The 19,341-nt window shown below is 68.3% G+C and carries 14 protein-coding genes and 1 tRNA gene; 11 read left to right on the top strand and 4 right to left on the bottom strand.

Annotation, left to right across the window (positions count from 1 at the left end; genetic code table 11):
* Positions 1-22: 22 nt before the first annotated feature.
* The 6 genes from AVAK2825_RS12900 (at position 23) to AVAK2825_RS12875 (ending at position 7,438) form a co-directional block, all read left to right on the top strand.
* Positions 23-946 carry a dioxygenase family protein gene (locus AVAK2825_RS12900; RefSeq protein ID WP_284399117.1) on the top strand — a complete coding sequence of 308 codons (924 nt, stop codon included), beginning with the start codon at positions 23-25 and terminating at the stop codon, positions 944-946.
* An 89-nt stretch (positions 947-1,035) separates the two neighbouring features.
* The gene (locus AVAK2825_RS12895) at positions 1,036-1,329 is read left to right on the top strand and encodes a hypothetical protein (RefSeq protein WP_284399115.1); all 294 of its coding nucleotides are present in this window, start codon (positions 1,036-1,038) and stop codon (positions 1,327-1,329) included.
* A gap of 17 nt (positions 1,330-1,346) precedes the next feature.
* The gene (locus AVAK2825_RS12890; RefSeq protein WP_284399111.1) at positions 1,347-2,951 is read left to right on the top strand and encodes an ATP-binding protein; all 1,605 of its coding nucleotides are present in this window, start codon (positions 1,347-1,349) and stop codon (positions 2,949-2,951) included.
* Complete coding sequence (locus tag AVAK2825_RS12885) at positions 2,948-3,679, top strand: response regulator (protein ID WP_284399108.1); 732 nt, start codon at positions 2,948-2,950, stop codon at positions 3,677-3,679. Before AVAK2825_RS12890 ends, AVAK2825_RS12885 begins: the two co-directional genes overlap by 4 nt.
* A 239-nt stretch (positions 3,680-3,918) precedes the next feature.
* Complete coding sequence (locus AVAK2825_RS12880) at positions 3,919-6,003, top strand: TonB-dependent receptor domain-containing protein (RefSeq protein ID WP_284399105.1); 2,085 nt, start codon at positions 3,919-3,921, stop codon at positions 6,001-6,003.
* 292 nt (positions 6,004-6,295) lie between these two features.
* Positions 6,296-7,438 (top strand): DNA topoisomerase IB, encoded by a 1,143-nt coding sequence (locus AVAK2825_RS12875; RefSeq protein WP_284399102.1) that lies wholly within the window; start codon positions 6,296-6,298, stop codon positions 7,436-7,438.
* A gap of 41 nt (positions 7,439-7,479) precedes the next feature.
* Here AVAK2825_RS12875 and fumC read toward each other — a convergent pair whose 3' ends face one another.
* Positions 7,480-8,865 carry a class II fumarate hydratase gene (fumC, locus tag AVAK2825_RS12870; protein ID WP_272564196.1) on the bottom strand — a complete coding sequence of 462 codons (1,386 nt, stop codon included), beginning with the start codon at positions 8,863-8,865 and terminating at the stop codon, positions 7,480-7,482.
* Positions 8,866-9,052: 187 nt separating this feature from the next.
* Here fumC and AVAK2825_RS12865 point away from each other — a divergent pair, with 187 nt between their 5' ends.
* From AVAK2825_RS12865 to murI, 3 genes are all read left to right on the top strand, one after another.
* A complete protein-coding gene (locus AVAK2825_RS12865) occupies positions 9,053-11,272 on the top strand; it encodes a putative bifunctional diguanylate cyclase/phosphodiesterase (protein ID WP_284399097.1) in 2,220 nt (739 codons plus the stop codon).
* A gap of 73 nt (positions 11,273-11,345) precedes the next feature.
* Positions 11,346-12,899, top strand: a complete 1,554-nt coding sequence (locus tag AVAK2825_RS12860; RefSeq protein ID WP_284399095.1) for a fumarate hydratase — start codon at positions 11,346-11,348, stop codon at positions 12,897-12,899.
* A 130-nt stretch (positions 12,900-13,029) separates the two neighbouring features.
* A complete protein-coding gene (murI, locus tag AVAK2825_RS12855) occupies positions 13,030-13,947 on the top strand; it encodes a glutamate racemase (protein ID WP_284399092.1) in 918 nt (305 codons plus the stop codon).
* Positions 13,948-13,993: 46 nt separating this feature from the next.
* Here murI and AVAK2825_RS12850 read toward each other — a convergent pair whose 3' ends face one another.
* The 3 genes from AVAK2825_RS12850 to AVAK2825_RS12840 form a co-directional block, all read right to left on the bottom strand.
* Complete coding sequence (locus AVAK2825_RS12850) at positions 13,994-14,509, bottom strand: M48 family metallopeptidase (protein WP_284399090.1); 516 nt, start codon at positions 14,507-14,509, stop codon at positions 13,994-13,996.
* 67 nt (positions 14,510-14,576) lie between these two features.
* Positions 14,577-15,209 (bottom strand): DUF6806 family protein, encoded by a 633-nt coding sequence (locus tag AVAK2825_RS12845; RefSeq protein ID WP_272564201.1) that lies wholly within the window; start codon positions 15,207-15,209, stop codon positions 14,577-14,579.
* Between the two features lie 13 nt (positions 15,210-15,222).
* Positions 15,223-15,314: transfer RNA gene (locus tag AVAK2825_RS12840), tRNA-Leu, on the bottom strand.
* A 382-nt stretch (positions 15,315-15,696) separates the two neighbouring features.
* Between AVAK2825_RS12840 and AVAK2825_RS12835 the strand changes: the two genes are divergently transcribed.
* Together AVAK2825_RS12835 and AVAK2825_RS12830 are read left to right on the top strand one after the other, a co-directional pair.
* Positions 15,697-17,301 carry a hypothetical protein gene (locus AVAK2825_RS12835; protein WP_284399083.1) on the top strand — a complete coding sequence of 535 codons (1,605 nt, stop codon included), beginning with the start codon at positions 15,697-15,699 and terminating at the stop codon, positions 17,299-17,301.
* Between the two features lie 92 nt (positions 17,302-17,393).
* Positions 17,394-19,223, top strand: a complete 1,830-nt coding sequence (locus tag AVAK2825_RS12830; RefSeq protein ID WP_284399080.1) for an ATP-binding response regulator — start codon at positions 17,394-17,396, stop codon at positions 19,221-19,223.
* Positions 19,224-19,341: the final 118 nt, after the last annotated feature.

Below are 19,341 nucleotides of genomic sequence, written 5' to 3'. Positions count from 1 at the left end.
ACGAAGGAAAAGGAGAGGAACCATGAACACATCCACCCCATTGGCCACCGCAGCCGCTGACATCGCAGCGTCCACTGCGGACAAGCGGCGGCGCCTGGCACTCGGCACCATCGGCTCCCTGGGCATCGCCACCCTGCTGGGCTGCGGCGGAGGCGGCTCCGACGCCGTGGCCGACAGTTCGGGCACCGGGACGGGCACCGGTACGGGCACCGGTACGGGCACTGGAACCGGGACAGGAACGGGCACGGGTACCGGCACAGGTACGGGAACTGGCACCGGAACGGGAACCGGCACGGACACCACCTGCTCCGTCGTCCCCGAGGAAACCGCCGGCCCCTACCCCGCCGACGGCTCCAACGCCAGCAACTCCAACTACAACGTGCTCGCGCTCAGCGGCATCGTGCGCCAGGACATCCGCAGCAACATCGGCGCGTCCACCACCGTGGGCGGCGTACCGCTCACCATCACCATCACGCTCACCAACACGCGTGCCAGCTGCGCGGCGCTGCAGGGCTATGCCATCTACCTGTGGCATTGCTCGCAGGGCGGTGACTACTCGGTCTACACCGAGCGAAGCATCGCCGCCAACTACCTGCGCGGCGTGCAGGCCACCGATGCGAGCGGCACCGTGACCTTCACCACCATCGTGCCGGGCTGCTACGCCGGGCGCATGCCCCACATGCACCTGGAGGTGTATCCCAGCCTGTCGGTGGCCACCACGGCCAGCAACAAGGTCAAGACCACCCAGCTCGCGTTTCCCACGGACACCCTGCGCTCCATCTACACGGCCAATTCGGGCTACAGCGCCAGCGTGTCCAACCTGGCGGCGATCACCTTCGCCACCGACAACGTGTTCAGCGACGGCACCGACCTCGAGATGGTGACCATGCAAAGCAACGGCAGCGGCGGCTACACCGCCGCCATCACGATCTCGATCGCCGCCTGAGCGCCACCGGGGCGGCTGCCCCGGTGCCTCCCGCCGACCCGGGGCTCGCCCCGGGCCTTCTTCCCTCCGCAACAAAGGCACGCGCCACCATGCACCCTCCCCGCCATACGACCATCACCCTCGCCGGCCTCTGCCTGGGCCTGTCCCTCGCCGCCTTCACCTGCGGCGCCCTGGCCCAGGGCGGGCCGGGCGGTCAGCCCCCCGGCCCACCGCCCGAGGCCTACACCGCCTGCAAGGGCCAGACCGAGGGCGCCTCGGTCACGCTGACCATGCCGGACGGCAAGACCCTGCCCGGCACATGCCGCACAATGAACGGCACCCTCGTGGCCATGCCCGCCGGCGGCCCCCCTCCAGGCGCTGGCGGCCCGCCCCCCTCCCGCTGACCCCCGACCAGCCGCCCATGCCCCGCCTCACGCTGCAAAGCAAAGCCTTCCTCGCGCTCACCCTGTTGCTGGCCGTGCTGCTGCTGCTTTTCGTGGGGTTCTCGCGCCTGGGGCTGCAGCGCGGGCTGGGCCCGTACGTGGCCGAGATCGAGCTGGCCCGCATGGACTGGCTGGCCGCGCGGCTGCAGCGCATGCACCTGCTGCATGGCGGCTGGCAGACGCTGCGCACCCAGCCCGAGCTGTGGCGCGAGATGCGCCGCCCCGGCGACAGCCCCGCGCTGCGCAGCAGCGCCCAGGGCACGGCCAGCCCGAACGGCCGCAGCGGCGACAACACCACCGCCGGCAACGAGGGCCGCGGCGGTGGCTTTCGGGAGCGACCACCGCCGCCGCCCGATTTCGGCGAACCCGGTGAAGGCCCGCCGCCCGATGGCTATTCGCCCGATCGCACCGCCTCCGATGGCCGCGACCGTCCGCCACCGCCGCCCGGCTCCATGCTGTCGCAGCGGCTCGGCGTGCTCGATACCCAGGGCCGCCTGGTGGCCGGCGTGCGGCCCACGCCCGATGCCGCCCGCCTGCCGCTGCGCGGCAGTGACGGCACCCCCATCGGCGAGCTGGTGCTGAGCCCGCCCTCGCACATGGAGACCGAGGCCGACCGTGCCTTCATCGCCCGGCAACTGGGCTTTGTGGTGTGGACCGGCATTGCCGGCCTGGCGCTCGCGCTGCTGCTGTCCTGGGCGCTGGCCCGCCGCTGGCTCGCCCCCATCGGCGCGCTGGTGGACGGCGCGCGCGGCGTGGCGGCAGGCCGGCTGGACACCCGCGTGGCCGTGCACGGTGACGACGAGCTGGCCCGGCTGGCACTCACCTTCAACGACATGGCCGAGCAATTGGGCGGCATGGAAGCCTCGCGCCGGCAGTGGATCGGCGATGTGGCGCACGAGCTGCGCACCCCGCTGGCGGCGATGCGCGCCGAGATCGAGGCCGTGCAGGACGGCGTGCGCCCGTTCGACGACAAGACCGCGCTGCGCCTGCACCGGCAGGTGATGCGGCTCATCCAGCTGGTGGGCGACCTGCGCGCCAGCCTGGATGCCGCCGCGGGCAGCGCGCCCTCCGCGCTCGTGCCCGTGCACCCGCTGTCGCTGCTGGCCGAGGCCGTGGCCTCCATGCAGCCGCGCTTCGACCAGGCCGAGCTCGCGGTGGACACGCACGGGCTGGCCGCGCTCGCCCGCCTGTCGCCCCCGCCGCTGGTGCGCGGCGACGCGCAGCAGCTTCACCGCGTGTTCCTGAACCTGCTGGAAAACACCGTGCGCTACACCGATCCCGGCGGCCGGCTGGAAATCCAGGCGCAGACCGAGCGCAGCGGGCCCGCGCCCTCGCTCGTGCTGCAGTTCGACGACACCGCGCCCGGCGTGGCCGAGCACGACCTGCCGCGCCTGTTCGACCGCCTGTACCGCGCCGAGGCGTCGCGCGCCCGCGCCACGGGCGACCTGGGCGGATCGGGCCTGGGCCTGGCGATCTGCCGCGCCATCGTGCAGTCGCACGGCGGCCGCATCACCGCGCAGCCCTCGCCGCTCGGCGGGCTGCGCACCACCCTCACCCTGCCCTTGCTGGAGAACCCTTCATGACAGCGCGCATCCTCGTGGTCGAGGACGAGACCGACATCGCCCACATCGTGCTCGACTACCTGCGCCACGCCGGCTACGAGGCCGAGCACGTGGCCGACGGCCCCCGCGCCCTCGCACGGCTCACCGGCCCCACGCCGCCCGACCTCACCCTGCTGGACGTGATGCTACCGGGGCTCGACGGCCTGTCGGTGCTGCGCCAGGCGCGCCGCCACACCGACAAGCCCATCATCATGCTCACCGCCCGCGTCGAGGAGGTGGACCGCCTCATCGGTCTGGAGCTGGGCGCGGACGACTACATCTGCAAGCCGTTCTCCCCGCGCGAGGTGGTGGCGCGGGTCAAGACCGTGCTGCGGCGTGGCATGGCCCAGGCGCCGGCCACGGCCGGCCCGCCGGTGCTGGCGCTGGACGAGGCGCACTGGCAGGTCACGCTGCGCGGCGCCCACGTGGCGCTCACGCCGCGCGAGTTCCGCCTGCTGCAGGCGCTGGCACGGCAAAGCGGGCGCATCTTCTCGCGCGCGCAATTGCTCGACCTGGCCTACGGCGACACGCTGGACGTGAACGAACGGGCCATCGACAGCCACATCAAGAACCTGCGCAAGAAGCTCAAGGCCGCCAGCGGCGACGGCGTGGAGTGGATCCGGTCGGTGTACGGGGTGGGCTTCGCGTTCGATGAGGACGCGGGCGAGACACTGGCGTCGGGCCAGGAGCGCCAGGCGGAGACCGAGTAGCCAGTCAGTGAGCGATGGCCGATGGCCGATGGCCGATGGCCGATGGCCGATGGCCGATGGCACAGGATTCTGCTATTTTTTCAATAGCTTAAAACCCCTTCTAGCACTGCGGCCTGCCCCTTTTTCAATACCTCCTTCCACCGTTCGGCAAAACCCGAAAATTCCTCTAAAACCCACCAATTGGTCAAATAGTAAAAGCGAATCACTATCATTTGCAGTTTTTACAGGAAACTGCTTTCATGATCTTGCCGTCTTCGCTCCGCCCCCAGCCCCTGTCCCTCGCGATCGCCCTGGCCCTGAGCGCCGGTGCGCACGCCCAGACCGCCCCGCCGTCCGAATCGCAACCTGCGCAACCCGTGCAGGCCGCCCTGTCCACCGTGGTGGTCACGGCCTCGGGCACGGCCGTGGACATCAAAGAGGCACCGGCCAGCATCAGCGTGATCACCCGTAAAGACATCGAGCGCAAGCCCGTCACCAGCCTGGGCGAGCTGCTGTCCACCATTCCCGGCGTGACCGGCGGGCTGTCGGGCACGGGCGCGCAGTCCAAGATCCGCTTGCGCGGCCTGCCCGAGAAATACACGCTCATCCTCGTGGACGGCAAGCGCCAGGGCAATTCGGCCGGCGTGAACTACCGCGACGACCTGGGCCAGCAGGACCTGGATTGGATCTCGCCCGAGATGATCGAGCGCATCGAGGTGGTGCGCGGCCCGATGTCGTCGCTGTACGGCTCGGACGCCATGGGCGGAGTGATCAACATCATCACCCGCAAGATCGACCTGCGCTGGGGCGGCTCCGCCACGGTCAACTACTCCAAACCCTCCGATTCGGAGCGCGGCGACACGCGGCAGACGGGCTTCACCGTCAGCGGCCCGGTGACCGACCGCATCGGCCTGCGCGTGTCGGGCAACTACACCGAGCGCGATGCCGATGAAGGCACGGGCGGGCATGCGGGCACCTACCTGTCCACGGCCGGCGCGCGCAACCAGGGCCTGAACGCGCTGCTGAACTGGCAGCTCACGCCCGACCAGTCGGTATCGCTCGAGGCGGCCCAGGCCACGCAGCGCGCCACCGGCTCGGATGCGCGCACCGCCAGCGGCGGGCAGGTCGTCAGCCCCTGGGGCCTGAGCCGGCTGCGGCACACCTCGTTCGGCCTGGGGCACGACGGCCGCTGGGGCGACGTGCGCTCCAAGATCAACCTGTCGCGCCACGAGTACGAGGACCTGGGCGACACCATCGGCAACCACTCGCGCGAAACCACGCTGGACGGCCGCGTGGACATGCCGCTGAAGCTCCTGGGCTTCGACCAGATGCTGACCACCGGGCTGCAATGGAAGCAGGAAGAACTGGACAACCGCGACACCATCGGCCTGGCCCCCATCGACTACAGCGGGCGGCCGGTGTCGGGATCGTCCCTGTCGGCCACCACCTGGGCGCTGTTCGGCGAGGACCAGATCTTCCTGCGCGAGAACCTGGCGCTCACGCTCGGCCTGCGAATGGACCACCACGAAAAGTACGGCAACAACTGGAGCCCGCGCGCCTATTTCGTCTACCACCCGGCGTCGGCGTGGACGGTGCGCACCGGCGTGTCGCGCGGCTTCCGCGCGCCGGGCCTGAAAGAGAACTCGCCCAATGCCGCCACGCAGTCCGGCGGCAACGGCTGCCGCAGCCTGGCGGGCCTGGGCTGGACCAGCACCCGCGTGAATGCCGACGGCACGCGCGGCTGCTACATGGCCGGCAACCCCGATCTGCAGCCCGAGACCAGCACCAACTTCGAGCTGGGCACGGGCTACGAGCAGGGCGGCTGGGCCTTCGGCGCCACCTACTTTCACACCGACTTCAAGAACAAGATCGACTACCAGCCCCTGGGCCTGTACAACGGCTTTTGGTGGACGCGCATGGCCAACGCCCAGCGCGCCCGCACGCGCGGGCTGGAGGCCAACGCCACCGTGCCGCTGGCGCCGTCGCTCGACTGGCGCACCAATGCCACGAAGATGTTCGAGTCCAAAAACCTCACCACGGGTGCCTCGCTGCTGTCCGTGCCGCGCCTGACCGTGTATTCGTCGCTGCAGTGGCGCATCGCCCCGGCCTGGACCGCCGACGCCAGCGCCCGCTACGTGGGCAAGGAACTCGTCGTCACCGGCGCGGCCACCACCTTCGCCAAGGCCTACACCACCGTGGACCTGACCACCAGCTACCGGTTGAACGAAACCTTCACCCTGCGGGCCGGCATCCTCAACGTGGCGGACAAGCAGACGCGGGAGCTGGGCAGCAACTACGACAACGGCGGGCGCACCTATTTCGTGGGGGCCACGGCGCGGTTCTGAGGCCCGGGCGGTGCTTGCGGCGGCGCGGCATCCACCGCTGCGCCCACCGCTGCGCCCACCGCTGCGCCAACCTCGAATGCTATATTTTTCATAGCACAATGCCTTAGTGGATATTGCACTGCAGGCCATTTTTACCCATGGATCGCGGCGCGGGTGCCCACCGGACCGACGCGGCACGGATGCACTCCCACCGGCGCAGCGGGCTGCCTCCTACAGCCGGCCCGCGCCGGCTGGGCTGAGATCGGGGGGCGCGCTTCGCGCCCCCTTTTTGCCGCACCGCCTGCCTTCCCATATGCCACGCACCGCAACCGCCCCTGCCGCCGCTTCGCCGGCCCGCCCGCCCGCCACCCGCCTGGCCCGCGGACTGCGCTACGTCAACCCCGAGATGCCGGGCCTGAGCCGCGAGCGCAAAGGCGAGGGCTTTCGCTACCGCCAGCCCGACGGCCGGTGGCTGACCGACCCGGACGAGATCACCCGCATCCAGCGCCTGGCCATCCCGCCCGCCTACACCGAGGTGTGGATCTGCCCGCTGCCCAACGGCCATCTGCAGGCCACGGGGCTGGATGCGCGCGGCCGTCGGCAGTACCGCTACCACGCCGACTGGCGCCTGCAGCGCGACGAGGCCAAGTTCGAACGCATGCAGGCCTTCGGCCGCGCCCTGCCCCGCATCCGTGCCCGGGTGGCGCGCGACCTGCGGGCCAAGTCGGGCCCAGCCCTGTCCCGCGAGCGGGTGCTCGCCACGCTGGTGCGCCTGCTGGACACCACCTACCTGCGCGTGGGCAACGAGGAATACGCCAGCACCAACCGCTCCTACGGCCTGACCACCTTGCGCACCCGCCATGCGGCGCTGCGCGGCAACCAACTGCAGCTGCGGTTTCGCGGCAAGAGCGGCGTGCAACAGGAGGCCACGCTCGACGACCCGCGCGTGGCCCGCGTGGTGCGCCGCTGCCAGCAGCTGCCGGGCCAGGAACTGTTCCAGTACGAGGGAGAAGACGGCGCGCTGCATGCCGTCGATTCCGGCGACGTGAACGACTACCTGCGCGAGATCACCGGCACGCAGGAGGGCGAGCACTTCACCGCCAAGGACTTCCGCACCTGGCACGGCACCGTGCAGGCGCTGGAGCTGACGCGGCTGGCCTGCTCGCCCCAGCCCGGCGCGCCCGCGGTGACGGCCAAGCACATCCTGATCGAAGTGGCGCGGCAGCTGGGCAACACGCCGGCCGTGTGCAAGAAGTCGTACGTGCACCCCTCGGTGCTGGCGCTGGGGTCGCGGCTCACGTCCGACGCAGGTCCGGACATGCAGGTGCTGTGGGAGCGCATCGGCGGCACGAACACGCCGCGCGCGCTGCAGGCCGCCGAGCGCCGGCTGCTGGCGTTCCTGCGGCACCAGGACCGCCCGGTGCGCGCCCCGCGCGCGCGCAAGACCACGCACTGAGCCGGCGGGCGACGGGGCGCTGGCGCCTTTTCAGTGCCCGCTCAGCGGCCCACCATGTTCCCCGGAACGACCCACTGGTCGAACTGCTCGCCGGTGACGTGGCCCGAAGCCACGGCCGCCTCTCGCAGGCTGGTGCCTTCCTTGTGCGCCTTCTTGGCGATGAAGGCCGCCTTGTCGTAGCCGATGTGCGTGTTGAGCGCGGTCACCAGCATCAGGGAGCGGTCCACCAGTTCGGTGATGCGGTCGCGGTTGGGCTCGATGCCCACGGCGCAGTGGTCGTTGAAGCTGACCATGCCGTCGGCCAGCAGGCGCACGCTCTGCAGGAAGTTGTGGGCCACCATGGGGCGGAACACGTTCAGCTCGAAATTGCCTGAGGCACCGCCGAAGTTGATGGCCACGTCGTTGCCGAACACCTGGGCGGCCAGCATGGTCACCGCCTCGCTCTGCGTGGGGTTGACCTTGCCCGGCATGATCGACGAGCCGGGCTCGTTCTCGGGAATGCTCAGCTCGCCGATGCCGCTGCGCGGGCCGCTTGCCAGCCAGCGCACGTCGTTGGCGATCTTCATCAGGCTGGCGGCCAGGGTCTTGAGCGCGCCGTGCGCATGCACCAGGGCGTCGACCGAGGCGAGGGCCTCGAACTTGTTGGGCGCCGTGACGAACGGCAGCCCGGTCAGGCGCGCCAGCTCGGCCGCGGCCTGCTCGGCGTAGCCCTTGGGGGCGTTCAGGCCGGTGCCCACGGCGGTGCCGCCCAGGGCCAGTTCGCACAGGTGCGGCAGCGCGGCGCGCACGTGGCGCTCGCCGTGATCGAGCTGCGCCACGTAGCCCGAGAACTCCTGACCCAGCGTGAGCGGGGTGGCGTCCTGCAGGTGGGTGCGGCCGATCTTCACGATGCCGTCGAAGTCCTCGGCCTTTTGCGCCAGCGTGGCGCGCAGCTTGGCCAGGGCGGGCAGCAACCGGTGCGTGAGCGCCTCCACCGCGGCCACGTGCATGGCGGTGGGGAACACGTCGTTGCTCGACTGGCTGCGGTTCACGTCGTCATTGGGGTGCACCAGGCGGGCCTCGCCGCGCTCGCCGCCCAGGATCTCGCTGGCGCGATTGGCCAGCACCTCGTTGACGTTCATGTTGGTTTGCGTGCCCGAACCCGTCTGCCAGACCACGAGCGGGAACTCGCCGGGGTGCCGGCCGGCGATCACCTCGTCGGCCGCGGCCACGATGGCGTCGGTCTTCTTCGCGTCCTGCAGGCCCAGCGCCTGGTTGACCACGGCCGAGGCGCGCTTGACCTGCGCCAGGGCCCGGATGATCTCGCGCGGCTGCTGCTCGCCGGAGATGTCGAAGTTCTGCAGCGATCGCTGCGTCTGCGCGCCCCAGAGCTGATGGGCCGGCACCTCGATGGGGCCGAAGGTGTCGCGTTCGATGCGGGAGGTCATGTCTGGCGGTTCCGGTGGTGAAGAAACGAAGGGCGCACAGGGGTGCGCATCGTCCAAAAGCATAACGCGAAACAAAACCATTCTCATCGGTGGGGACCGCGTGGTGCAGAGACCCTCCCGCCCCCCGGGAGAGCCTGCGGTGGATACACTTGGACACCTTTGGCGCACCGCTACCGCCGCACCTTCCATGCCCTCCCCGCTCGCCCCACCGTTGACCGGCTTCCTGCCGTCGCACCACGATCCGCTGGTGGTGGCGGCGTCGTTCGCCGTGGCGTTGCTGGCCTCGTACGTCACGCTGAACCTGGCCCGCCGCGTACGCACCTCCCAAAGCCGCATCGGACTGGCCTGGTGGGCCGCGGGTTCGCTGGTGATGGGCACGGGCATCTGGTCCATGCATTTTCTGGGCATGCTGGCGTTCGAACTGCCCATCGCCCTGGGCTTCACCCCCGCGATCACCGCCCTGTCCTGGCTGGCCGCCGTGGCGGCATCGGCCGTCGCGCTGGGCCTGGCCAGCATGGAGCGCGTTCGGCGCCGGCACCTGGCCGTCGGGGCGCTCGCCATGGGCGCGGGCATCAGCGCGATGCACTACATCGGCATGCGCGCCATGCACCTGTCCATCGGCATCGTGTGGAACGGCTTCTACGTCGCCCTGTCGGTGGCCGTCGCGGTGCTGGCCTCGGCCACGGCGCTTTATCTGTTCCAGGCACTGCGGGGCATGCACGGCAACCGGCGCAGGATGTTCCAGGCCGCGGCCTCGCTGGTGATGGCGCTGGCCATCTGCGGCATGCACTACCTCGGCATGGCCGCCGCCCAGTTCCCGCAGGGCACCGTGTGCCTGAGCGCCAATTCGCTGGGCGGCTCGGGGCTGGCCGCCATGGTGGCGATCTTCACGCTGCTGCTGATGCTCAGCACGCTGTTCATCTCCATCCTCGATGCGCGGCTGCAGAACGTCGCGCGCCGGCTCACCCGCTCGCTGCAGGACAGCAACGCCAAGCTGCAGCAGGCCAATGCCGAGCTGCAAAAGCGCGCGTTCGCCGATGCGCTCACCGGCCTGCCCAACCGCCTGCTGTTCGAAGACCGCCTCGCCCATGCGCTGCTGCGCCTGGAGCGCACCAACCACCACCGCGTGCTGGACCGCCTGGCCGTGCTGTTCGTGGACCTGGACGGCTTCAAGCCCATCAACGACTCCTTCGGCCATGCCGCGGGCGACGCCATCCTGTCGGAAGCCGCCCAGCGCCTGCGCGCCGAGGCGCGCGAAAGCGACACGGTGGCCCGCGTGGGGGGCGACGAGTTCCTGCTGCTGCTGGAAGACGTGGGCAACACGGCCGACTGCATCGTGGTGGCCAACCGCATCCTGGCAGCGCTCGCCCTGCCCTTCCAGGTGGCGGGCCGGCAGGTGCAGATCGGCTGCTCCATCGGCGTGGTGCTGCACCCCGACCACGGCGACCGCGACAAGCTGGTCGCCAATGCCGATGCCGCCATGTATGCCGCCAAGCGCGCGGGCGGCAACGGCTACGCCATGTTCGAGCCCCACATGGGCTCGGATGCGTCCGACCAGCTGGAGCTGCAGAACGACCTGCGCCACGCCCTGTCGCGCGGCGAACTCGCCCTGCACTACCAGCCCAAGATCGATGGCAAGCGCGGCCGCATCAACGGCGTGGAGGCGCTGCTGCGCTGGCACCACCCGAAGCGCGGCATGGTGAGCCCGCTGGTGTTCATCGGCCTGGCCGAGCGCTTCGGGCTGATCGGCCAGTTGGGCGCCTGGGTCATCGAAGAGGCTTGCCGGCAGATGGCCGACTGGGCGCGCAGCGGCCTGCGCATGCGCGTGGCGATCAACCTGTCGGTGCACCAGCTGCGCGAAAGCGGCCTGGCCGAGCGCATCGAGCACGCCCTGCAGTTCCATGGCCTGGATTCCTCGCAACTGCTGTGCGAAATCACCGAATCGGTGGCCATGGAAGACACCAAGGCCACGCAGCGCACCTTCGAAGGCCTGGCGCGCATCGGCGTGTTCCTGTCCATCGACGACTTCGGCACCGGCTATTCGAGCCTGAACTACCTGCGCCAGTTGCCGGCCCAGCAGCTCAAGATCGACCGCAGCTTCGTGAACGACCTCGAACACGAAGAAGACGCCCGCGCCGTGGTCGATGCCGTGGTGCGGCTGGCCCACGCCCTGGGCCTGCGCGTGGTGGCCGAGGGCGTGGAAACCAGCGGCCAGCGCGACATCCTGCTGGCCATGCGTTGCGACGAGCTGCAGGGCTTTTTCTACGCCCGCCCCATGCCGGCGGACGTGCTGCTGGCCTGGGCCCAGGGCGACAAGCCGGAAGGCTCGGCGGATTTCGCGCCCTCCGTGATCGGCGGGCTCGAGGCGCTCGAAAGCCTGCCGTTCGACGCCGCCCCCCGCGGCTGACCGCCGCCAGCGCCGTCCGGAGCGGGCGGCGATAATTGCGCGGTTCGTTCTTTCCCCAAAAACACACCCCACCATGACCACGACCATCCGGTACCACGACCTCGTGGAGTCCGTTGCTGCGTCCCTGCAGTACATCAGCTACTACCACCCCGCCGACTTCATCGCCCACCTGGCGCGCGCCTACGAGCGCGAGCAAAGCCCGGCGGCCAAGGACGCGATGGCGCAGATCCTCACCAACAGCAAGATGAGCGCGACCGGCCAGCGCCCCATCTGCCAGGACACCGGCATCGTCAACGTGTTCCTGAAGATCGGCATGGACGTGCGCTGGGAAGGCTTTCCCGGCGGCCTGGAAGACGCCATCAACGAAGGCGTGCGCCGCGGCTACAACCACCCCGACAACACGCTGCGCGCCAGCGTCGTGGCCGACCCGCAGTTCGCCCGCAAGAACACCAAGGACAACACGCCCGCGGTGATCTTCACGCAGATTGTGCCGGGCGACACCGTGGACATCACCGTTGCGGCCAAGGGCGGCGGCAGCGAGAACAAGTCCAAGATGGTCATGATGAACCCCAGCGACAACCTGGTGGACTGGGTGCTCAAGACCGTGCCCACGATGGGCGCCGGCTGGTGCCCGCCCGGCATGCTGGGCATCGGCATCGGCGGCACGGCGGAAAAAGCCGTGCTGCTGGCCAAGGAAAGCCTGATGGACGACCTGAACATGTACGAGCTGCAGGCCAAGGCCGCGCGCGGCGAAAAGCTCGATCAGGTCGAGGAACTGCGCCTGGAGCTGTACGAGAAGGTCAACGCCCTGGGCATCGGCGCGCAGGGCCTGGGCGGCCTGAGCACCGTGCTGGACATCAAGGTCAAGATGTACCCCACGCACGCGGCCTCCAAGCCCGTGGCGATGATCCCCAACTGCGCTGCCACGCGCCACGCGCACTTCGTGCTGGACGGCTCCGGCCCTGCCTATCTGGAGGCGCCTTCGCTCGACCTGTGGCCCAAGATCGACTGGGCGCCCGACTACAACAAGAGCCGCCGCGTCAACCTGGACACCCTCACCAAGGAAGAAGTGGCGAGCTGGAAGCCGGGCGACACGCTGCTGCTCAACGGCAAGATGCTCACCGGCCGCGATGCCGCGCACCAGCGCATCCAGGACATGCTGGCCAAGGGCGAGAAGCTGCCCGTGGATTTCACCAACCGCGTCATCTACTACGTGGGCCCCGTGGACCCGGTCAAGGACGAGGCCGTGGGCCCCGCCGGCCCGACCACCGCCACGCGCATGGACAAGTTCACCGAGATGATGCTGGCCGAAACGGGCCTGATCTCGATGATCGGCAAGTCCGAGCGCGGCCCGGTCGCCATCGAAGCCATCAAGAAGCACCAGAGCGCCTACCTGATGGCCGTGGGCGGCGCCGCCTACCTGGTCAGCAAGGCCATCAAGGAAGCCAAGGTCGTCGGCTTTGCCGATCTGGGCATGGAAGCCATCTACGAGTTCACCGTGGTGGACATGCCCGTGACCGTGGCCGTGGACGCTGGCGGCACCAGCGCCCACATCACGGGCCCGGCGGAGTGGCAAAAGCGCATCGCCACGGGCGAGTTCAAGTCCATCGACCTCGTCGCCGCTTGAACTCCATCTCCGGCCTTGGCGGCGGCTCCAGGCGTGGCCTGGTGGCGGCCCCGGCCCGCGGATCGGCCCAGCAGCCGCTGGGGCCGCCGGAGTTTTCTGATTTTTCCGTTCACATGGCACCAAGGCACGCATGACGCCCACTTCGCAGCAACGCCCCATCGGTGTGTTCGACAGCGGCATCGGCGGCCTGAGCGTGCTGCGCGCGCTGCAGGCCGAACTGCCGCACGAGCGCTTCGTCTACCTGGCGGACAGTGGCCACGCGCCCTACGGCGAGCGAGGCGACGCCTATGTCGCCGCGCGCACCCACGCCATCACCCGCTACCTGCAGGCGGTGCACGGCATCAAGGCCCTGGTCGTCGCCTGCAACACGGCCACCGCCGCCGCCATCCACGATGTCCGGACCCAATGCCCGGACCTGCCCCTCGTCGGCCTGGAGCCGGCCATCAAGCCCGCGGTGGCGCTCAGCCGGACCGGGCGCATCGGCGTCATCGGCACGCGGGGCACGCTCACCAGCGGCAAGTTCGCGTTGCTGCTGGGGTCGCTGCAATCGCAGGCCGAATTCGTGGTGCAGCCCTGCGACGGGCTGGCCTACGCCATCGAACGCAGCACTGAACATGCGGTGCCTGACGCCGCCGAATCCTCCGAGGTGCGCGAACTGTGTACCCGCTACATCACCGCCATGGGGGCGTTCGGCACCACGGCAGGCCACATCGACACCCTGGTGCTGGGCTGCACCCACTATGTGTTCGCCGAAGAGGAGTTGCGCGCCCTCATCGGCCCGGCGGTGCGCCTGGTGGACACCGGCGAGCCGGTCGCAAGGCAAACCCGCCGCCTGCTGCAGGCGACCGACCTCCTGGCGGACCCGGGCGACGAAATCCCCGCCGCATGCAACCGCATGCAACTGATCACCACGGGCTCGCTGCTGCCCCTGCAGGCCGCAGCCCAGCGCTGGCTGCAGCTACCGGCGCGGTGCTGCAGCACGGCCACCGTGCCGGCGGATGGTGCAGGTGCAATGGCGCATGAAGCCAATCGGGCTCTGGCGCAATAAAGTTCCCGGCGTCTAGCTACAAAAACAATAGCAGACGCAACGGCCATCAGACGCCCCAGAGGCGTTCCCCCGCATGCTCGATGTGGGTCAGATACAACCGCGTATCGAACTCATACTGGTGGTAGCGGGGCTCCATGTGCTCGCACAACTGGTAGAAGGCCTTGTCGTGGTCCTTCTCGCGCAAGTGGGCCAATTCGTGCACGACGATCATGCGCAGAAACTCTTCCGGTGCCTGCTTGAACATGGAGGCGATGCGGATCTCGTGCCGTGCCGTCAGGCGCCTGCCCTGCACGCGCGCCGACGAGGTGTGCAGCCCCAGCGCGTGCCGCACCACATGGATCTTGCTGTCGAACACCACTTTCTGCACCGTATCGGCCTTGCGCAGATGCTGCGCCTTCAGGTCGGCGGCGTATTGGTACAGCGCCTTGTCGGTGCGCACGGCATGCGCCTGGGGATAGCGCCGCTGCAGCAGGGCCGCCAGGCCCCCTTCGGCGATGAGCGTGCGCACCTGATCCTGCAAGGCATCCGGGTACGCACGAAGGTAAGGCAGTTCGATCGCCATCGGTCCCGACCCCCTGGCCGCCTCTGGATGAGAGGCCACCGGGTCTTTCGAGAAAACGTGTGCGCTATCAGTGCAGATGGCGGGGGCGGCGCCCGCCGCTGCCACCATGGCCACCACCGGAACCGCCGCTGCCGCGTGGCGGCTTGCCGATCTCCAACGAGTTCACCAGGGCATCGAAACGCTGCGAGAACAGCTTGTCGATCTCGGCCACCACGCCGCCCAGTTCGGCGCCATCGAAGTGGCGCTCCATCATGTTCACGACATCCTGCACGAGCAGATCGCGCTGCACTTGCATGATGGCCGCGGGGGTCGGCCCCACGAACAGCATGAGGAAGTCGTCACGCGCTTCGGTGCCGTCATCCTCTTCGTCCTCGTCGAAGTCGGTGTCGTAGAACGTGACCTCGATGGCCGCGCCCTGCTCCGACAACTCGTTGAGGCTCATGCACATCTCGTCGAGCGACTGGCGGAAGTCTTCGTCGCCACGCACCGTCCAGCAGATTTGCAGGGTGTGCTCCTTGGCGTCGAACTGGATGCCGGGCTCTTCCTCATAGGCGCTCGCCGCACCATCGGCCAAGGAACGGGCCCCGGCGTACTTCCAGAGCGGCTTCAAGGCCTCTTGCAACTGGTCGAACCCCGTATCGGCCCGCAACTGCACCTGGCCGTGGACATGGATTTCAAAGGGAGCGTTGTAACTTGACATGATCGAATCGTAGTGGTGCCCCGAGCCGGGGTCGAACCGGCACGCCCCTTTTCAGGAAGCGGCGGATTTTAAGTCCGCAGTGTCTACCAATTTCACCATCGGGGCGCCGGCTGCGCGGCGCGCACCTTGCATTCAAGCGTAACCCGGGCCACGCAGGTGCGCAACGCTGCCAATGCGGATCGGCCAATCCAAAGAACAACCGATTCGCACAATAAAAAAGGGAAGCCTAAGCCTCCCTTGCAAATCGGAGCGGGAAACGAGATGCTCGCTTCCGACTCAACGTCTTGATGCACAAGAGGTTTTTCGGACACCCCTCGGGCAGAAAACCCAGATTATGTCCTACTTTTTCGGGCGTGGCCAAGTTCCAGGCCCACGCGCAACCTGTAACCTCTAGCGCAATTCACCCCACCACGGAGGGATAGGCAATACGGAATCGACGTGTTCCAGTGCTGCTTCCTCAAAGTCTCGCTCTTCCAAAGGGTTTCCCATGCACAACGCACCAACGAACCGCCCATTCACCTCGGCCTTCATCCTGACGGGTTTGATGGCTGCCTGTGCTTCACCGGCCTGGGCGCAGACGGCCGAGCCCGAGCCTGGCATGTGGAGTTTCGACGGCGAATTGAATGGCCGACCAGGCCGCAGCCTGCACATCGATACGCAGTACGGCCGATCCATGGCCGTCTCCTATCTCGGCTATCGCGCGGATGGATCGTCTTTCTTCCTGCAAGCGGGAGGTGCGCGCCCGGAAGGATCTTCGAGCTTCAACGGCACCTTGCGCGAATTCCGCAATGGTCCGGTCATCGGCGCAGGTGTCGGCCAAGGCGAGGAGGCGGCCACAGCAGGCCCGGTGCAGGTTGTCTTCGACACCCCCACCTCGGGCACGGTCACGCTGCCGGGCGACACCCCGCGGCGCATTTCACGTTACCGCTACGAGGACCCTACCGAGCGGCTCACACGCTTTCCGATCGGCGTGCGATCTTATGCAGCCGTCGCTGCAGCCCAGAACGATCCGTTGGAGCTGTCTTTGAAATTACAGGGCGGGCAGTTCGCCATGGAGACAACCAATCCACAGTCTCGTCTGGGTTTCCCCCGTTGCAGCTATGCAGGGACCTCCCAGCCTGCGGGCGCAGGCGTTTCGTCCGATGGCACGTTCACCTGCACCACCGAAGCGGAGGGCACTACGACGGGCACCTACCGTGCCGAGCATTTCGTGATGCAGGCAGATGGCCTTTTCACCGGAACGCTGTGGCGCAACGGTGAGCGTTCCGAACTGTTCGGTGGGTGTCTGGGAGGCGCCGTCCTGATCGGCTGGCCCTCCCTTTGCGACTTCGGTCGAAACGGCGTCAAGACCGAGCCGGAACCCGGCATCTGGGGCTTCGAGGGTGAGGTGGACGGCAGACCGGGCCGCAGCCTGCAGATCGACACGCAGCAAGGCAAGGCGATGGTCGTGACCTATGTCGGCTACCGGCCGGATGGTTCCTCGCTCTTTCTGCAAGCCGGCGGTGTGCGCGCTGATGGACAGACGGCTTTCTCTGGCGACCTGCGCGAGTTTCGCAACGGCCCCGTACTCGGTGGCGCCCAAGGTCACGGCGAGGAAGCGGCCGACCTCGGGCAGATGCGCATCGATTTCGATTCTGCAACGACGGGAACGGTGACCCTGCCGGGCGACACCCCTCGCCGAATCGCGCGGTTCCAGTACGAGAACCACACGGCACGTTTCAATCAAAACTATCGGATCCGGAACATTGGCGGCACCAGCGTGACGGGGTATCCCGCCGTGCTGTCGTTTTCCGCGCGCGACGGCCAGTTCCGGTTGAATTACGGGTTTAGCGGCTCCCACAGCTGCTTATACACAGGCACCTACCGCATCGCGGGCCGAGGCATCGAAAGCTCGGGCACCTATTCCTGCGACAACGGGCAGCCCGTCGCCTACAACAATTATCGCTTCGAAGTGGACTCCAAAGGCCATCTGATAACCAACACGACTCCCGGTCGGCCGGGCGATATCGGCATTTGCGTCCGTTTCGATATCACGGCGCCCGGCTTGCAACGTCCCTGCAGCAGCGCGGAACTGAACACCTTGGCACCCTGAACCTCGTGCCCTGGGCGCGCGCGCACGCCATGCGAGGCGCGTGCGATGCCCACCATGGACACCGTATCGGCTATCGCGCAGCCCTATCGTAGATGCTGATCGCACCCGACAGCCGCTGTCCCGACGCGTGGCACACCGAGCCCGCTGCCGAAAACCAAACATCCAACGCAGCGCTCGACCTGGCAGTAAGGCGGCGCCTGCTTCAATCGTTCGCATCGCGTGGCGGGGCCTCGGAGATTCCTGCGCTCGTCATCCCGGGCGTACTGACGTGGCTGCTTGCGCGCAGCGGAGCACCATCCGGCCAGATGCTCTTGTGGTGGGGGGCATTCCTCGCCTTCGCGGGCCTGCTGTTGGTCCTGCAGTGGCGCTTCCGCCGCGACGCCGCGCGGCCCGATGCCGAGGTGGTGCCTCGCTGGGAACGGATCTTCCAGGTGCTGGCAGTGGTGGACGGTTTGCTCTGGGTCGTGCCCATCGCACTCACACAGGGAGCACCCCAGGATTTCCGGCTCCTGGTGTACCTCGTCATGTGTGCGGTGATCGCCTCCGGCACGACTTTCCTCGCGCCCCAGCCCCGCGTTTTCTTTCCGTTTTTCGTGGCCACGTACGGTCCGATCCTGGCCGCCGTGACATGGTATTTCCCCGAGCGCTGGCAGGCCATGCTCGCGCTGGTGGCTCTCTTTGGCGGCGTGATCTTGCGACATGCCTGGGGGTCGCGCCGATTCGTCGTGCAGCAGGTGGAAATGGAGCGCCAGCGGTTGCAGCTCGCAGAACGTTACCGAGCGGCCAAGGAGGAAGCAGAGCGCGCGCTGGAGGAAAAGAACCGGTTCTATGCCACGGCCAGCCATGACCTGCGCCAGCCACTGCACGCATTGGGCTTGCTGATGGAGACAGCGATTCAGCGCAATACCGATGCGCAGCTCGTGCCGGTGCTCGACGGCATCCAAGATTGCGCCCGATCCCTCTCCTTCATGTTCGATGCGTTGCTCGACCTGTCGCGCCTGGAATCGGGTACCTACGAAGTTCGGCGCGAGCCCGTGGCGCTGACCACCGTATTCGGCGACGTGGCGACGGTGTTCGGTCCGGATGCGCAGCGGCGGGGGCTGCGACTGCGGTTCGGCCTGCCGCGCCGCCGACTGCCCACCGTGCACACCGACGGCACGCTACTGCGGCAGATGATCTTCAACCTCGTTCAGAACGCGCTGCGCTACACCTCGAGCGGCGGCATGCTGGTCGGGATTCGCGCGCGCGGCACGCAATGGCGGATCGAAGTTCGCGACACAGGCCCTGGCGTGCCGCTGGAGGACCAGCATCGCCTCTATGCCCCGTTCTATCGCGGCGGCGCCCGCTGGACGCAGGAGGTGGCCGGCCATGGCCTGGGCCTCTCGGTGGTGGCGCGCTCGGCCCGACTGATCGGTGCCACCTATGGCTTTCAGTCGACGCCGGGCCGGGGGTCGTGCTTCTGGCTCTCGCTCGACGCGGCGCCAGATGGCCTGCCGCAGGATGGCAAGTCGCCGGGCGACGCGTCATGGCAGGAGCGGATGGGTTCCTTGTCGGGACGCTGCCTGCTGGTCGAAGACGATCCGCAGGTGGCGACGGCGGTGGCCGCGCTTTTGCGCTCCTGGGGGCTGGAGGTCGACCTGGCAGCCACGGCACAGCAAGCACTGCAGATCGTGGACGCGGGCCCCTTGGCGCCAGGGGCCGTTCTGTGTGATCAGCGCCTTGCCGGTGGCCAGAGTGGCTTCGAACTGCTGCAGGAGTTGCTGCGGCGGTGCCCTGCAGCGCGTGGCGCGCTCGTGAGCGGCGAGCACCAATCGGCCGCGCTGGCACAGGCAGAGGAAGAAGGCTACCTCGTTTTCCGTAAGCCCCTCTCACCCGCGCAGTTGCATGCGGTCCTGGCCCGCTGGTTCACGGCCTCCGTTTGATGCCCTGCAGCACGGTTCACCCGTCACTGGGGGCGATGGATATCACAGCTGGCAGCTTCAAGACATACCTCTGAGCGCTGACGTCACATTCAAGCGTTACGAGGCCCCTTCAATGCGC

Origin of the sequence: Acidovorax sp. SUPP2825, assembly GCF_030158995.1 — a bacterium.
Lineage (GTDB): Bacteria > Pseudomonadota > Gammaproteobacteria > Burkholderiales > Burkholderiaceae_C > Paracidovorax.
Note: the sequence above shows the minus strand (reverse complement) of the source record. Positions and strands in the feature narration are given on the sequence as shown.

Bases quoted from the DNA above. Each gene is read 5' to 3' on its own strand.
- AVAK2825_RS12900 (WP_284399117.1), top strand. From the start codon at position 23: ATGAACACATCCACCCCATTGGCCACCGCAGCCGCTGACATCGCAGCG.
- AVAK2825_RS12895 (WP_284399115.1), top strand. From the start codon at position 1,036: ATGCACCCTCCCCGCCATACGACCATCACCCTCGCCGGCCTCTGCCTG.
- AVAK2825_RS12890 (WP_284399111.1), top strand. From the start codon at position 1,347: ATGCCCCGCCTCACGCTGCAAAGCAAAGCCTTCCTCGCGCTCACCCTG.
- AVAK2825_RS12885 (WP_284399108.1), top strand. From the start codon at position 2,948: ATGACAGCGCGCATCCTCGTGGTCGAGGACGAGACCGACATCGCCCAC.
- AVAK2825_RS12880 (WP_284399105.1), top strand. From the start codon at position 3,919: ATGATCTTGCCGTCTTCGCTCCGCCCCCAGCCCCTGTCCCTCGCGATC.
- AVAK2825_RS12875 (WP_284399102.1), top strand. From the start codon at position 6,296: ATGCCACGCACCGCAACCGCCCCTGCCGCCGCTTCGCCGGCCCGCCCG.
- fumC (WP_272564196.1), bottom strand. From the start codon at position 8,865: ATGACCTCCCGCATCGAACGCGACACCTTCGGCCCCATCGAGGTGCCG.
- AVAK2825_RS12865 (WP_284399097.1), top strand. From the start codon at position 9,053: ATGCCCTCCCCGCTCGCCCCACCGTTGACCGGCTTCCTGCCGTCGCAC.
- AVAK2825_RS12860 (WP_284399095.1), top strand. From the start codon at position 11,346: ATGACCACGACCATCCGGTACCACGACCTCGTGGAGTCCGTTGCTGCG.
- murI (WP_284399092.1), top strand. From the start codon at position 13,030: ATGACGCCCACTTCGCAGCAACGCCCCATCGGTGTGTTCGACAGCGGC.
- AVAK2825_RS12850 (WP_284399090.1), bottom strand. From the start codon at position 14,509: ATGGCGATCGAACTGCCTTACCTTCGTGCGTACCCGGATGCCTTGCAG.
- AVAK2825_RS12845 (WP_272564201.1), bottom strand. From the start codon at position 15,209: ATGTCAAGTTACAACGCTCCCTTTGAAATCCATGTCCACGGCCAGGTG.
- AVAK2825_RS12835 (WP_284399083.1), top strand. From the start codon at position 15,697: ATGCACAACGCACCAACGAACCGCCCATTCACCTCGGCCTTCATCCTG.
- AVAK2825_RS12830 (WP_284399080.1), top strand. From the start codon at position 17,394: ATGCTGATCGCACCCGACAGCCGCTGTCCCGACGCGTGGCACACCGAG.